Origin of the sequence: Solibacillus sp. FSL K6-1523 (assembly GCF_038005225.1) — a bacterium.
GTDB lineage: Bacteria > Bacillota > Bacilli > Bacillales_A > Planococcaceae > Solibacillus.
The window spans coordinates 3,118,130-3,134,301 of sequence record NZ_JBBOSU010000001.1; the positions used below are offsets into that span (position 1 = coordinate 3,118,130).

Sequence of the window (16,172 nt, forward strand, 5' to 3'; positions counted from 1 at the left end):
CTTTGTTCCCCAATTTATCCGGAGTTTGAACTCCTACTGAATCAAGTTAGAATGGTAATCCTGGTAAAGAACCGCCTAATACATTTACAAATCCAAAATAAATAAACGCTGAAAATACTGCCGCTATAATAATCGTAGGAACCCATTTTCCTCTTTCAAGCGTTTGGAATCCGATAACGAGGAACGCAAAAGTTGTAATTAAATAACCTAGTTTTTCTAATAATAAAACGTAACTTAAAGCCGCAATAAATATAATGAAAAAGCGCTTATAGTTCGGTGATTTAATATCTTCTTCCTCACCTACGATTTTATATGTAGCCTTATGCTTAATCGTTTCTATAAACAAGAAAATACTTAAAAGAATAAGAATAATACCTAAGCCCAACGGAAAAGTACTTGGTCCAATTTGTGAGCCATATGCGCTGGTAGATATTTTTTGTGATTCAACAATTACAAGAATACCTAACGCAAGGAAGACAACACTAGCCATTCGATCAAATTTTAAATTCATTGTTGTGACACCTCCTAAAAGAGGATGCGAGCAAAATGAAATACTCGCATCTTTTCTATTACTTTTGCATACCTAAAGCGGTTAAAATTTCTGTAATCGTTTTTTCTTGATCTTCAAGGAATTTAGTGAAATCTTCCCCTACACGGAAATCTTGCTCCCAGCCATTTCGTTGTAACTCTGATTTCCATTCTTCCTTATCATTTAATGCCGTTAAATTTTCAACCCAATATGTTTTAGCTGTTTCCGACATATCTTTCGGGCCAAAAATTCCGCGCCAAATGGTAAACTCCGTATCAATGCCTAAATCATAAAGTGTCGGAACATCTTCTAACCCTTCAATCGCCACTTTGTTCGGAGATGTTACGGCTAATACACGAGCATCACCACTCTTAACATAAGCTGCAACTGTTGAAATATCTGTTCCGATTGCATCTGCATTCTTCCCTAATAATGCAGCCATCGCTTCGCCACCACCGTCATAAGAAACATATTTTACAGCTTTTGGATCAATCCCATATTCATAAGCTGGTAAAATCGTAATTAAGTGGTCCATTGAACCCGGTGCCGAACCACCAGCCATTGTAATCGAAGTTGGATCTGCCTTAACTGCATCTAATAAATCTGTTAAACTTTCATATGGTGAATCTGCACGTACAACAATCGCACCAAAGTCTTTCGTTAATTGTGCAAGTGGTGTTGTATCTTTATAGCCATATGGACTATTTCCTTCAGCCTTTAAATTGTTAATTAAAATTGGCGGAGACTTGACCATTAACATATGATCATTTTCTGCTTCTTTCGTTGCGTAAGTGGCCATAAATACAGCACCGCCACCACCAGGTTTATTTTCAACTGTAATTGGTTTTTCGATTAATCTTGTTTCATTCATCATTTTACCGATTGAACGAGCTGTTAAATCCCAGCCGCCACCTGCTCCAGATGGTGCCACAATTGTTAAGTTACTTTTCGGATAGTCCTCTTCTTTATTGCCACTACTACCGCTAGATTCTCCCCCACCATCGCTACAAGCAGCTAGGGCTAGCGTAAGTGTTGCTGCTGAAAATAGTGCCCCCAATTTCTTTTTCATTGACATGAATATTCCCCCCTTGAATATACGCTCCCTTTGATGTAAGCGTTAACTTTATTAAAATATAAAACGGTAATTATTTATATATTTCGAAAATATTGTCCTTTAATTTTATATTGTCCATTTTGTTCATACTGTTCACACGACTTGGAAATTTGTAAACAAAAAATACACAATTGTTTTCAAAAACAATTGTGTACTCTTTTTACTCTATTCATTTAATAAAATAGCGCCTTTCTGGTCGGCCAACTGAACCATATATATGCTCGACAGAAATCAATTTTTCTATCATTAAATGTTCTAAATAGCGACGTGCTGTTGTGCGACTAATGCCGAGTTCCCGCCCTAATTTTTCAGCTGTAATGCCGCCCGCGCAAGTTGTTAAGTAGTTAATAACGCCATTTTTCGTCACCGGATCGATCCCTTTAGGACTGATTTCTCTCGACTCCTCAGTAAAGGTCATGTTATTCCATAAACGCTGGATTTCATTCGCTTGTAATCGATCTGAAGAGTTTAATATATCCCTTTTGTCTTTGTACTTTTGTAAACACTCTTTAAACCGTTGCAATGTTAAAGGTTTTAATAAAAAATCAATGACCCCACTGGCATAGGCTTTCTTCACAATTTCAACTTCCGCAGCAGCAGTAATTAAAATAATATCCGTTCCAAGTTTCATTTCTTTAATATAATCAATAAGCTCCGTACCTAATTTATCTGGAAAATAAATGTCCAATAAAATCAAATCCGGCTTCATTGTATCTAACCAAATTTTCGCATCCTCAATTGTATGAGACATTCCAATCGTTTGAAACCCTTCAAGTTGCTCTAGAAACTTTTCGTGAATTTGAGCAATGCGCACATCATCTTCAACGATTAACACTTCAATATTTTTTTCCATACCATTTACCCCTCTTTAGGAATAGAAACAATAAATAGTGCTCCCCCTAATTCTCCATTTTCAATCGCGATCGAACCATTCAGTCTTTTTAAATTCTCATTTACGATCGATAAACCATATCCGCGCGTTTCTTTATCCTTTGTTGATTGCTTCATTTCAAATAAATTATTTAGTACCTCTTGATCAATGCCACTTCCGGAATCTTCTATTTCACAAATGACTTCTTTTTCATATTCATAAATATATATACGAACGATTCGCTCTTCCTCTTCTAAATGTTCGACTGCCTCAAATGCATTCATCACTAAATTCCCTAAAATCGAAATTAATAAATGCTTCTCGAAATATTGGCCTAATTTCCCACAATAACTATCCTCATCTAAAATAAGTGTTACTTTTAATTCTTTTGCCCGATTATAAAATCCAATCATTAAGCCGCTAATAAAGGTGTCTTTAATATGTTCATTAATAAATGAAATTAACGTATGGTTACCTAGACGCTCTGAATGAATTAAATTTAGCGCCTCATCATATTCCTTTAGCTGAAGCAAACCTGAAATCGTATAAAGGAAGTTATTATACTCATGTGTTTGAGCGCGCAATGATGCGATATATTGCTTTACTTGAGATAATTCATTTGCCACTAAATCAATTTCTTCAAAAGGTCTAAAGCTCGAGACCGCACCGATTACTTTCCCATCATTAATAATGGGTACTCGGTTAACTAACGTTTTCACGCCATTAATGGTCATCATTCGATTTAATTGTTCATGACCCGATTCTAGCACTTTGATTAAACGCGTATGCGGGATGACAGTGCTAATATTTTGACCTACTACCGATTTTTCACTATTTAATAGGGTACTCGCTGACTGATTGCTTAAGGTAATCGTCCCTTCCGCATCTACCATAATAATCCCTTCACGAATCGACTCTAAAATCGCATTTCGCTCCGTTAATATTTTTACGATTTCTTGTGGTTCGAAATTTAATAACTGCTTCTTAATTTTATTAGATAAATATGTAGAAATGATGATTGACAGTACTACGGTAATTATAAATAAAACGATTAAATAGCGACCATAATCAATATTCATAAAAAAAATATCTTCATATAAAAATCCAACAGAAACGACACCAATTATTTTTCCGTCTTCATCTTTTACGGGCGCCTTTCCACGTAATGCCTTACCTAAAGTACCCTCTGCAGTTGAAATATATGCCTCGCCTTCTATTAACGCCTGATCATTGTCATCTCCAACCATTTCTTCACCAATCCGCTCGTTTACTGGGTGAGCGTAACGAATTCCATTTTCATCCCCAATAACAACATACTGGGCTTCGACACTTTCTTGTATTTCTAAAGCTAGTTGTTGTAATGCCTCCGTTGTTTCTTCCTTCTTTAAACCTATTATAATATTTGGATGTTTAGAGGTTACTTTTGCAACACTTAGAGCGCGTTCTCCAATTTCGTGCTCAACAATTTCTCCCAATATAAAATAAGTAGGGATAAGAATAATAAATGATACCGTTACGACTAAAAATATATTATGTTTAAAAAACTGGAAATTCAATGAGCGTCTTTTCATTATGCTATCCCTCAATGACTTTATAGAATGATAGTTTTCATTATAGCATACATTATTTTAAACTTTCGCAAGAGTCAAAATGTTAAACTCCGATAATGAATAACTCCACTTAAAGGCATTTTATTTCAAAATAAAAACACTCCCTCGTCTGATGCTAAAGTACGCATCTAGTACGAGAGAGTGCTGTACTTGCCCTGTCGCTTTGCTTACGGAACAAATGAATTTGCTAATTTCGTTATTAGAATTTATCTGCTTTTATAATGCTGAACGGTTCAGGCACTTTGTCTCGATCAAAAGTACCTACCGACTCATTACCTATTCCAATCCAAATCGTTCCTACTAATACCATCATTGATAATAACTTCTTCATTAATTTTCTCTCCTTTTTCTTTTAAGTTCATTAAACAATAACTCTTTTTCAAAATAATCACTGGATTCTTTATACATGTATAAATCTTTATAATAATTTGCCAAAATTCTTGCGTAATAACCTCCTAACACATATAGTTTTTTAACTTCAAAGAACTTAAATGCACTTTTTTCTAATTGTGCGAGTTCTGAAAGTTTCATTGAATGATCCTCTGTCAATAATATCGAAAATATTTCAACTTGATGTTGAATTTTAGAGTCTGTATCCCCCCAATTTCGAATTATTTTTAAATACTTAATTGATTCATTAAAATTCCCTATTTTAAAATGGCATATCAATAAGTTTATGTATATTTCTACATCTTCTTGATAGTCGATAGCTTTTAAATAATATACGATCGCTTGCTTGAAGTCTCCTTGACACTCTTTACAGTATCCTAAGTTTGAATACAACAAATTGAAATTCTCTAAACTTCTCACTTCTTCAATATTTTCAAGTATGTTATTACAAATAAAATAATGTTCTTCCGCTAAGGTAAATTGGCATATTCTATTTTTAGCTATCCCCAACATCATATGGCATTTAAAGTCGAGTGATGGTTTATATAAGATTTTAAAATAGGCTAAAGCTAAGCTACACGAATCAATACACTTTTGATATTTATATAATTTAATAGCAACCAATGCAGCATTGAAATGAAAGCATGCAATTTCGAACTTACTGCCATCTTTAAAAAACCGATCATTCTTCTCCATTCGCTCTATCATATCAAATGCCTTTTGATATTCATTTGTTAAATAAAATAACAAAATCGCTATATTACTATATAAGAAATTATTTCTAGAATTTGCGGTTTTAATAGTTTTACTAATCGCATTCAGTTGTTTTTTTGCATCATCATATTTTCTTAGAGTTATTAAATACTTACACAAAACTAACTCTCGCTTCAAATTCAAATTTCTTTCAAAAAAAAGAGGATTTTGCCCCTTCAAAACTTCTAAGGATGACTCATTAAACTTATTATTTAGGAGTAAATCGGTATAAAAGGATTCTAAAATAGCATTTACAATTTCATATTCCTGTTTTTTTGCACTGAAATCTAGATTTAATTTTTGAAATAATAATTCATAAATTTCTAGGTTTGCTACAATATTAGAATTTTCTATTCTACTTAAATAAGATGGTGTGCATATTCCTAGACTCAGTTCTTCTTGCGTAATTCCTTGTTGATTTCTATATAATTTAATTGTACAACCAATATTTGTTAAATCTAGTTTTAACTCCAATGCATTTACTCCTTTCTAAATTAAATAAGTTAATTATTCTGAATCATTAAATATTATATCATTAAATTAATAAAGCGAAATAAAATATTCCTAAATTAAGTAAATTATTTTCTGGCATTATAAAAGAACCCCTAAATAGACTGAATATTAAGTTTACTAACACTATACCCGAGTAGACTTAATTGAAAATAATCCCATCTAAGTGAAACCTACTATTCCCCGTACTTTCTTCCCCAGCTTTGACCAATATGACTATCTTTTTTGGGCGGAAGTTATATACCTTTTCTTACAAAAAAGGCGAACTAGAAATGTACCAAACAAAATGATTAGTTCTAAAAATATAATCCATCCGTTCATTGTAATAGGATTAAACCAAGATTCATTTGGAGGTATGATATAAATAGGTGCTAAGTATTTGAAGATTTTTCGTAAAAAGTATTCAAAACCTCTCCCTTATCTGAAATGAATAAAGCGTTCAATTGCCCACCATAGCAACAACCCCCATCAATCCCAATAAACTTGCCATTCTCACTCATCCAAACATCGTCTTTTTCATGAATATATTTTAACGGTGTATGTCCAAACACATTCACATACGGCGTTTGATTTTCTTTTAAGTAATGGTCACGCGTCCATAAAAAATCATCTTCTGTGGATTTATCTAAATTGTCGTACTGCGTTTCGAATCCAGCATGTGTGAGTAATACATCCCCAACTATGACAAATAATTCAGCCTCTGCTAAAAAGGAAGTCTCCTCTTTAAACCTTTCTTTAATAATAGAAGCCTGTTCAGTAAAGTTTAGTGTTTTCATTTCGCTTGGAAGCTGATCTAAAAAAGAATCCATCGTTTGACGCCCACCATTTCTAAAATAAAATTCTTTATTCGCTTCTGGGGATGACAAGTAGTTCAAAAACATCTCCTCATGATTGCCCTTACATACAATGACTTGCTGCCCATAAGTCCGCTTTAAGTCCATTACTTTGCGAATCACATGTAATGACTGCGGGCCTCGATCAACCATATCACCCAAAATGACGAATTTACTTTCCATATCCCACTTTTTGATTAATTGTTCAAATTGCTGATACATACCGTGAATATCACTTATTATAAATAAGTTCAATAGAGATCAGTCCTTTTTAATTATATTTTAGTTAAATTCTTATGTATTACATTGTGTTACTCATTTCCGAAGTGCACGTTACTTAAATCATATCCTCCCACACTTACAAAAACAATTGAAAAAGGAGCAAAAACAACTCAAAACAGAGCATTTATCGCCTCTATAATCAAAAGACAACATCCAATATGCAGATCAAAAGACATAGCTATTTTTCAATTAAATTGCCAATAAAAATGTGAAATCTCGTTAAAAAGGATACTTTTTCACCCTATTCCGCTTCAACTCAGATTATTTAAACACAATTGATTATTTTATTTTTGTTTTCACATTTCCCGCTCCGCTCAACTAAATTCCCTTGTAAATCCACTTTTAGCAACGTTTCCTCATTCAAAACTGAATTGAGGTATTTTTCATTTTACATCGGAAACTTTTTTCGAGACTAAAAAAATCTCATTTATCCAAATTGTTGATTTTGACATGCAACATATTTTTAAATAAGTGCTAACTTAGGTATTTGGTAGTGATGTGCCCCCCGTAAGTTAGACACGATTATTTAGTTGATATTTGACAAACGAGCTTTTGAGCGTTTGAAAAATAGCTTGTTTAAAGTTAATTGACAAGTAAAACATAAATCCTCACACATCCACATCGTATTTCCTATTATAATAGGTAGATAAATTTACCAACTATTTGATTTCTCCATACATACTACCTTATATTTCTGATAACTTTATGGTGCAAAGTATTCTTGGTAAATAAATGATATTATGCTATTCTTTGGAGTGTAAAATTGAATAGGCAAACTTAAAGAAATTTAAGGACGCAAAACTATAGGGACTAAGGTGTATCACTATGTCAGCCAGTTGCCGAAGAGTGCATTATACTTTTTGTTTAGTAAAGTTGATAAAAAAAGAAGCATTTTTATGTTAATTTTTTTTACTTTATTTGAATTAAAGCTGCTCTTTTTGAGTGGCTTTTTTTAATGCGCTTCTTAGGGATTCGTTCATAAGGAGGAAATATTGATGAGAGTAGTTGCAATTGCAACAGTAGCAGCCATGGCTTTCAATTTAGTCGGTGGTCCAATGAATGTTTTAGCAAGTGAATCCCCTAATCGGGAAATGACAACAGTAGCAGTGGAAAGAAGTATTAGTGAAGCTACTAAAGCGGTTGTGAGTAAGTTTGATTTGTACGGATCAAACCTTTTACATGCATACGATGAAGCATTTAAAATTGCCCATACAAGTATCAAATCGATCACAAACAATGGTGGAAACTATTCTGGTTCCCCTCTTGCAAATGCTTTAGATGGCAAGCTAGATACGCACTGGGAAACGGGTAAACCAAACAGCTCTACATTCAAAAATGAAGTTGTATTTAATTTTAATGACACAATTTCAATCGATAGAATTGTGTACGCTGGTCGTCAATCAGGCGCAAAAGGGAAAGGCTTTGCCCAAGAATTTGAAATACATAGTTCGTTAACAGATGAAGGCGATAATTTCACATTACTTTCAACTGGCGAATATAAAGGCTCTACAGGGGATATCGTCGAGATTCAGTTTCCCTCTACTGAAGTTAAAAGAGTAAAATTTGTGTTTAAGAAAGCCAATCAAGACTGGGCAAGTGCTTCGGAGTTTATGTTCTATAAAGAAGATTCTGTATCTCAAAAAATGAAGACATTATTTACAGATGACACATTCAGTAAAGTAAGTGAAGCATTTAATACAATTGAGGCTCTTAACCAATTAGAAGAAGAAGCAAAAAGTCATCCGCTTTATGAAAATTTTAAAGACGGAATCGCCAATGCAAAGGCAATAATAAGTGGCGTAAATACAGAAGCTACAACAGCCATTACAAAATCATTTACTCACTATTCAAACGAAGATTACTCAAAGTTATTTAAAATGGATATTGGAAACATTAAGAATATCCGTAACAATGGTGGTCACTATAGTAGCGCTGTAATTGGAAATGCCACAGATGGCAACTTAGATACGTACTGGGAAACAAATAGAAGCAATTCAAAAGATTTCTCGAATGAAGTAGAAGTAGAATTCAAAGAATCCGTTACGTTAAATCGTATTATGTACGGAGCAAGAAATTCTGACCGCAAAGGGTTTGCAGAAGAGTTCGAAATTTATGCCTCTCAAACATCAATAGGAAATACTTATCAACTAGTTGCAACTGGTCAACATAACATGGTGGCAGGATTAGTAGAAGCTAAATTTGCACCTACAACTTTTAAACGCGTTAAATTTAAGTTTAAAAAATCAAATCAAAACTGGGCGACTTTATCAGAACTTGCATTTTATAAAGAAGATACTTTAGAAGATCAAGTGAATAATTTATTTACAAATGGTTTAATGAATGAATTAAAACCAGAGTTTGCGTCAATTGATATCATCAATCAATTAGAAAAAGAAGTCGCGAAACATCCAATTAAGGAGCAATTACAAGTAAACTTAACGATTGCAAAAAAATTACTAAGCAACGAAATTGTGACTGACGAAGCAATCGTAGTAGCCTCTCAGCGTGGAAATCCAAATGCAGAAGCAAAAACGCACCAAATTCCAAGAACGTCATTTTCACTAGAAACTTTCGGTAAATATGCCGTACCTGGTGAAACAATTCAAGTATTTGTTGATGCCGATGAAAAAGGTGTAATGCCTAACTTAATATTAGGTCAAATCGCTGACGATAAAAATGGTTGGATAAGAAGATATCCATTACACCCTGGTTTAAATACAATAACGGCCCCTTCTTATGAAAATATGAAACCTGCAGTTATTTATGTAGAAAACCCTGCTTTACCAAGCCAACAAGCTTATGCACCTAAAGTAAGGTTAATTGGTGGGACAGCCTTCCCTGTTTACTATCATGGGAAAACAGATCCTGCAGCATTTGAAAAAGAGTTAGAACAATATGTGGCGAAAATTAGTGTAAACGATAATGACTTCGCAAATGGAAAACCTAATGATGTTGTTTTCAATGTCGCAGAACTTGTTTCAGAAAATAATACAATCTCAACAAGTGCTGCTGGTGCACTAAAAGGCATTCAGGAATTAAAGCCAATAGGAAAAACTGTATCTGACACAATGGATGAATGGGAATTAATGTGGAAAGAGTTCCAAAAAATTAGTGGATATACAGAAAACGAGCAAAAATTTAATGAAAAGTTCACTTCGAGGGTATTCACAAAAGGTCCTTATGGCTGGTCTGACTGGGGATATACAGGCTATAACGGTGGAAATTCACCTAGAAGAGATGATGGATTCTTCAAACAAATCGTTAAACCATTTAGTACCCCTGGAAACGATGGATGGGCCTATTATCATGAATGGGGTCATAATATAAATAACTCTACTATGGAACATACAGAAGTAACGAATAATATTTATTCTGTCATCTTAAGAAAATTATTTAATAACAGTACGGACGATCGCGTAGATTGGAATTCAATGTATAAAAGATTTTCAGGTGAAAAAGTGAATCACGGTTACTGGACTTACTTAGGTGTACTGGAGCAAGTACAATATTACTATGGTGAAGACAGTTATGGAAAAGCTTCTCGAATCGCAAGAACAAATCCAGATGGCGTTATGGATGGTTTAGGTAGTAACTTACAAAGACTAGTTGTAGGTCTCTCTTTAGCGACTGAAACAGATTTAACAACATTCTTTGACGACTGGGGATATGTAACAGCTACTGAAAAGATGAAGGAAAAGGTTGCTCATTTACCTAAACCTGATGTTAAATTAGAATACATGCATAGTTTAGGACGCGATTATAAAGGTTCTGGCTTTTCAAAAGATGCGAAAATTACTGTACAATCACTAACTTCAGATAAAAGTAAGAAAGAGATTACATTAACATATGGCATAGATTCGGCTAATAAAGACGCTGCCATGGGTTATGAAATACTGAGAGACGGCAAAGTAGTTGGATATACTGCAAATACTTCATTTGTCGATAAAAATGTAGATACGAATGACTCTTATATTTATGAAATCGTTGCTTATGATAAAAATTTAAAGAGTTTAAAACCTGTAAAAATAAATTCACAGCAACCAAACATATCTATTGAGGAACAAGTAACGCTAAAATTACGACAAGCGTTTGATCCAATGGATTATGTAAAAGCTTCCTCGTATCAAGGAAATGATATAACAGCAGATGTCGTTGTAAAATCGAATAATGTTGATGTTACAACAAAAGGTGAATACGAAATTGTTTACGAAGTGAAAAACGCAAATATTACAGCAACAAAGACAACAAAAGTTACCGTAGTAAGCGATTTTGCATATGTCTCGGATTTAACTGCTCAATCTGTAAAAGTTGGTTGGGGTTCATTACAATTAGATAAATCAGTTTCCGGTGGAACGATTACATTAATGAGACAAGGTTTTGATACTCCTTATGCTAAAGGTATCGGTGCACATGCAAATTCCGAAATCGTTTATGACTTAGATGGAAAAGACTTTAACTTCTTTGAAAGTTATATCGGAATCGACCAATCAGTGAAAGGAAAACCTTCATCAGCAACGTTTGAAGTGTGGGTAGATGGCGAAAAGAAATTCGCTAGTGACGTTTTCAAAGTGGGTACAGAACATCAACTTGTAAAGATTCCTGTCACTGGTGCAAAAGAAGTGAAATTAATAACAACAGATGCAAATAATAACGGAAATACGTCCGATCATACCGTATGGGCGGATGCTAAATTTACGCAAGATTCTAGTAAGCCTACAATAACTGTTTCTGAGAATCTTACATTCGTAAAGCTAAACAGCGACTTTGACGTACTTCAAGACGTAAAGGCATTCGATATGGAAGACGGCAATTTAATTGAACAAGTAAACGTGACAATGAATGGCTTTAATGTGAATAAAACAGGCACTTACAATGTGGAATACACTGTAACGGATAGTGATGGCAATACAGTTACGAAAGCAAAAGAAATCTATGTGTACAGTGATGCTACATTTGCAAGTGACACAGATTGGAAATCTGCACAAACTGCTTGGAAAACGGTTAACAAAGATAAGGCTTCAGTTGGTGAAACGATCAAAGTACTCGTTAATGGGGAAACGAAAGAATTTGCTAAAGGTATCGGTACACATGCAAGCTCAGAAATTGTTTACGATCTTACAGGTAAAAACTATGATTATTTCGAAACATTAGTAGGTGTAGATCGAAATATTCCAGAAAACAATAAATCGAGTATTACTTTCAAAGTTTTAGCAGATGGCGAAGAAATCTATAACAGCGATGTTATGAATTATAATACAGAAGCAAAACTTGTAAGACTATCGGTAAAGAATGTAAATGAATTAACACTGATTGCAAGTGATGCGGGTAATGGAAATGAATCTGATCATGCTGACTTTGCAGATGCGAAGTTCTATATTTCAAATGGCCTTCCTCAGCTTACGATTCCAAAATCAGTTACAACTAAAGTAGGCACTCCAATTGACATCAATGAGCAATATACTGCGTTTGATGCAGAAGATGGTGATCTAACAGCTGCTGTACAAGTAACAGGGGCAGATCAAGTAAACTTCGATCGAACAGGCAAATATGAGATTACGTATACTGTTACAGATAGCGACGGCAATGAAACAACTGCGAAGAGAACGATTTCCGTCGTAAATATGGATGATTACAATTATTTATCTAATTTTGACTGGACATCTACTCAAAACAGCTATACCGCTCCTACGAAAGATATTTCTATAAGCGGCAATACATTACGTTTAACAGCTGAGAATGGTAGCGAAGTCGCTTACGAAAAAGGGATTGGTGCACATGCGAATTCAACTATTATTTATGATTTAACAAATAAAGATGCCGATTACTTCACTTCATTTGTAGGTGTAGACCGAAACATGTATGGTTCTGTAGCTTCTGTTATTTTCCAAGTATATGTTGATGGTGAAAAACAATTCGACAGTGGCTTAATGAACTCTAGAGATCCTCAACAGTTCGTTGAAGTGAATATTAGCGGCGCGGGGGAATTAAAGTTAGCCGTTACTGATGGCGGTAATGGCATTGGTTCTGACCATGCTACATGGGGTGATGCGAAATTGCATTTTGCGAATGCAGAGAGAACTTTCACGGAATATTTAGAAACAGCTATTAACGATGCAAATGAAATTGATGCTGAAAACTATACAGTCGAAAGTATGGATGCCCTACTTATTAACCTAGCAAATGCTGAAGAAGTACTTGCTAATAAGCAAGCGACTCAAACAGAAATTGACTACGCTCTAGAGACGCTAAATCAAGCAATCGCAGCATTAGTGGAAATTGATTTAACACAAATCATCCACATACCAGATAACGTTTTAAAAACATATATCCAGCAAACACTAGCGCTTACAGGTGAAATCACTTTAGGTGATATGCAGCAGCTTACTATTCTGAATGGTCCTGCAATGAGAACGGAACGAATCACAAGTCTAGAAGGCTTACAATACGCTAAAAACTTAGTTACATTAGATATTACAGGTAATGAAGTTACAGATTTCTCACCACTTCAAGGATTAACTAATTTCGAAAATCTAATCGCTGACCCACAAATAATTGAAATGCTTGCTCCAAATGGACAAGACGCCATTTTCAATGTGATCAATGTAGTAAAAGGATTAGATGGAAAACACGTTAACCCTACTCAAATTGGGCTTAGACATAATATGACGTTTAAAGAAATCCCAGTAGATGTTAAGCAACTAGAAGCAAATGCTGAGCAATTTATAATCGACCTTTCAGAAGAGGAAAAAGGTCCTTATACACTCGCAATTGCTTTTGAAGTAGAAGGGAATTTGATTCAAATAATATCGATAATCGACAATAACTAATCAGTTGTAGAAATACGCAAACGCCCTTGAAAATCTATTCATTTTCAAGGGCGTTTAATATTTTGTCTGGATTAAAGATATTTAGCAGTAATTCCAACATCGAATAGAGAGCAGATGCATTTAAGTACGCCCATTCTCATACTTCTCTCCCCTTGTTTATTTACTTATGAGAATTATATTCCATTTTTATCTCAAAATAAAAACAACAAAAAAAGGCTGCCGCCAAAAGCCATATAAATGACTTTTGGGGCAACCCTATATGGTTACATCATTAAAATTAAAGTTTTACGATGTTTGTAGCTTGTGGGCCACGTTGACCATCTTCAACTGAAAATTCAACTTTTTGACCTTCGTCAAGAGATTTGAAACCTTCACCTTGGATAGCTGAGAAGTGAGCGAATACGTCGTTTCCGCCTTCAACTTCGATGAAACCGAAACCTTTTTCTGCGTTAAACCATTTTACTGTACCTTGTTGTGTCATTTAAATGACCTCCATTAATTGTATTAATAATACCATTCTTCAACAAAAGAAAAAAATCCACATATTACAAAAAGTATCGAAAACATACATGATTACTCTTTGTAATATGTGAATTCATTATTTCCTTACAAACGATGTTATTACATTTATTATATACCATGAACTTCGATTTGGCTAGTCCTAAGCTAAATTTATTTTTAAATTATAATTCGTTACTTTCAAACATACTTTGTTAACGTAAAAAAGCGCTTCTACCGGAAGATTTAACCTCTCTATTTTATATAAAATTAAGCGCTTCTGCAAACCTTTGAATTCCATCATCAATCGAATCTTCCTCTTCTTTTGCGAAAGTAAAACGAACATAGCCATTTTTAGATCCCATTGTCGAGCCTGGAACATAAATGACGCCCCTTTTAATCGATTCTTCAAGCAATTGGGTTTCATTATAGTCTTTAAGAATTTTACACCATATATGAATACCACCTTGAGGAATGGAGTATTCAACCTGGTCTTTTAAATAAACATCCAGGCTTTTAATAATTCGATTTCGCCTTTTTTCTAATTCTTTAATTAACCTTTTTATATGAACATCGAAATTATTCGATTCTAAAAAATCATTCGCAATCCATTGTGTAAAGCTGGAATGACCAAAATCAATTTGCTGCTTAGCATCGGATAATCTTTCAATCACCGAAGTTGGGCCAATAATCCAGCCTATTCTTAATCCTGAGGCAACAATTTTGGACAAAGAACTAATGTATAACACGTTTCCGTTCTTATCTAATGATTTAAGCGTAGGGATTTTCTCTCCTGAAAAAGCGGTTAAACTATATGGATCATCCTCTACAACTGGAATCCCAAGCTTAGAAGATATATCTAAAATTGCTTCTCTCTTCTTCCTATTCATTAAGGAACCTGTTGGATTTTGAAAGTTTGGATTTAAAAAGATCATTTTAATACGGTGTTTTTTATATAATCCATGTAATTCTTCAGGGTTAATGCCGTCCTGCCCAACAGGTAAATAATGTACTTGTATGCCTGCTGATTTAAAAAATGGCAGATTATAATTATAGGAAGGATCTTCTATTGCAATTGCATCTCCAGGCTTTAACAAACATTGTACGATTAAATGCAAAGCTTGTTGTGCTCCTGATGTTATAAGTATGGATGAAGGTTCCGCTTCAATTCCCCGATATTCTTTTACATGCTTTGTAAGGGTCGTTCTCAGGATTTCACTGCCCTGTGGATGGTCATATCCAAGACTTCCTATAAAAGAACGCGTTGAGGTGATCTCCCTTAAAAAGCTTTTCGGGAAAAGGTTTTCTGACAATTCACCACTAGCTAAATTGATTAATTGATGTTCAATCGCTTCTTTTCTTATTTTTTGTGTAACTGGTAAATTAGGTAAAAAAGAACCCGCATCAATATATCTATTCCAGCTCGGAATCCGTTTTTTTGTTATCCCCCATATATCTTTACTAATGGTCGTTCCGCTTCCTCTATTTCTTTCAATGAGCCCCATCGATTGTAATTCATCATATGCATTGACTACAGTACTTCTATTTACATGTAGAGCATTCGCTAAAGCCCGCTCTGATGGTAGTGGTTTATCCGGTGGAAATGTCCCATCCGCAATCCCCTTCTCTATATGTTCCGCGAGTTGTTTATAGATCGCTTTTTTCGCTTTTCTATCAGGCATCCAATCCATATATACTCCCCCATTACTTCTTTATAAACTAATTTTAAGTATTCTTGCTAAAAAATATCAATATTAATCTAAATCCTTCAGCAAATAACCATCCACTTCACCATTACTTTAGCCATCCATTTTGACTTTCAATCCACATTTTCATATAAAAACGTTGATTTGGCGCCTATTTTTAAGAATAAAATTATACCAAAAAACTTTATTACGTTTAAGAACATTTTGTGTTATCTATCTTAACTCCTTGTATTTCGAATTCGAGGAGGC

At 34.3% G+C, this 16,172-nt stretch carries 10 protein-coding genes and 1 riboswitch; of the genes, 1 reads left to right on the top strand and 9 read right to left on the bottom strand.

Going from position 1 to position 16,172, the window contains the following annotated elements:
- Window positions 1-46: 46 nt before the first annotated feature.
- The 7 genes from MHI10_RS15070 to MHI10_RS15100 all read right to left on the bottom strand — a co-directional run bounded on the left by MHI10_RS15070 (window position 47) and on the right by MHI10_RS15100 (window position 6,865).
- The gene (locus MHI10_RS15070) at window positions 47-511 is read right to left on the bottom strand and encodes a tripartite tricarboxylate transporter TctB family protein (RefSeq protein WP_340786789.1); all 465 of its coding nucleotides are present in this window, start codon (window positions 509-511) and stop codon (window positions 47-49) included.
- A gap of 58 nt (window positions 512-569) precedes the next feature.
- Window positions 570-1,598 carry a tripartite tricarboxylate transporter substrate binding protein gene (locus MHI10_RS15075; protein WP_445683229.1) on the bottom strand — a complete coding sequence of 343 codons (1,029 nt, stop codon included), beginning with the start codon at window positions 1,596-1,598 and terminating at the stop codon, window positions 570-572.
- A gap of 214 nt (window positions 1,599-1,812) precedes the next feature.
- Window positions 1,813-2,496 carry a response regulator gene (locus tag MHI10_RS15080; protein ID WP_340786793.1) on the bottom strand — a complete coding sequence of 228 codons (684 nt, stop codon included), beginning with the start codon at window positions 2,494-2,496 and terminating at the stop codon, window positions 1,813-1,815.
- A 5-nt stretch (window positions 2,497-2,501) separates the two neighbouring features.
- The gene (locus MHI10_RS15085) at window positions 2,502-4,085 is read right to left on the bottom strand and encodes a sensor histidine kinase (RefSeq protein WP_340786795.1); all 1,584 of its coding nucleotides are present in this window, start codon (window positions 4,083-4,085) and stop codon (window positions 2,502-2,504) included.
- Between the two features lie 238 nt (window positions 4,086-4,323).
- Window positions 4,324-4,455, bottom strand: coding sequence for a hypothetical protein (locus tag MHI10_RS15090; RefSeq protein WP_340786797.1), 132 nt, complete (start codon window positions 4,453-4,455; stop codon window positions 4,324-4,326).
- Window positions 4,455-5,741, bottom strand: coding sequence for a helix-turn-helix transcriptional regulator (locus tag MHI10_RS15095; protein ID WP_340786798.1), 1,287 nt, complete (start codon window positions 5,739-5,741; stop codon window positions 4,455-4,457). The genes MHI10_RS15090 and MHI10_RS15095 overlap by 1 nt, the downstream gene beginning before the upstream one ends.
- 407 nt (window positions 5,742-6,148) lie before the next feature.
- A complete protein-coding gene (locus MHI10_RS15100) occupies window positions 6,149-6,865 on the bottom strand; it encodes a metallophosphoesterase family protein (RefSeq protein WP_340786801.1) in 717 nt (238 codons plus the stop codon).
- Window positions 6,866-7,652: 787 nt separating this feature from the next.
- Window positions 7,653-7,736: riboswitch (cyclic di-GMP riboswitch) on the top strand.
- A 151-nt stretch (window positions 7,737-7,887) separates the two neighbouring features.
- On the opposite strand from MHI10_RS15100, the gene MHI10_RS15105 reads away from it, so the two are divergent.
- Entirely contained in the window at window positions 7,888-13,719 is a 5,832-nt protein-coding gene (locus tag MHI10_RS15105; protein WP_340786803.1) for an NPCBM/NEW2 domain-containing protein, read from the top strand.
- A gap of 277 nt (window positions 13,720-13,996) precedes the next feature.
- On the opposite strand, the gene MHI10_RS15110 is transcribed toward MHI10_RS15105, so the two are convergent.
- A complete protein-coding gene (locus MHI10_RS15110; protein ID WP_038187584.1) occupies window positions 13,997-14,200 on the bottom strand; it encodes a cold-shock protein in 204 nt (67 codons plus the stop codon).
- A 277-nt stretch (window positions 14,201-14,477) separates the two neighbouring features.
- Window positions 14,478-15,908, bottom strand: a complete 1,431-nt coding sequence (gene pdxR / locus MHI10_RS15115) for a MocR-like pyridoxine biosynthesis transcription factor PdxR (RefSeq protein WP_340786805.1) — start codon at window positions 15,906-15,908, stop codon at window positions 14,478-14,480.
- Between the last annotated feature and the right edge of the window lie 264 nt (window positions 15,909-16,172).

Excerpts from the sequence above, each read along its gene's own strand:
- MHI10_RS15070 (WP_340786789.1), bottom strand. The coding sequence starts at position 511 with ATGAATTTAAAATTTGATCGAATGGCTAGTGTTGTCTTCCTTGCGTTA.
- MHI10_RS15075 (WP_445683229.1), bottom strand. The coding sequence starts at position 1,598 with ATGAAAAAGAAATTGGGGGCACTATTTTCAGCAGCAACACTTACGCTA.
- MHI10_RS15080 (WP_340786793.1), bottom strand. The coding sequence starts at position 2,496 with ATGGAAAAAAATATTGAAGTGTTAATCGTTGAAGATGATGTGCGCATT.
- MHI10_RS15085 (WP_340786795.1), bottom strand. The coding sequence starts at position 4,085 with ATGAAAAGACGCTCATTGAATTTCCAGTTTTTTAAACATAATATATTT.
- MHI10_RS15090 (WP_340786797.1), bottom strand. The coding sequence starts at position 4,455 with ATGAAGAAGTTATTATCAATGATGGTATTAGTAGGAACGATTTGGATT.
- MHI10_RS15105 (WP_340786803.1), top strand. The coding sequence starts at position 7,888 with ATGAGAGTAGTTGCAATTGCAACAGTAGCAGCCATGGCTTTCAATTTA.
- MHI10_RS15110 (WP_038187584.1), bottom strand. The coding sequence starts at position 14,200 with ATGACACAACAAGGTACAGTAAAATGGTTTAACGCAGAAAAAGGTTTC.
- pdxR (WP_340786805.1), bottom strand. The coding sequence starts at position 15,908 with ATGGATTGGATGCCTGATAGAAAAGCGAAAAAAGCGATCTATAAACAA.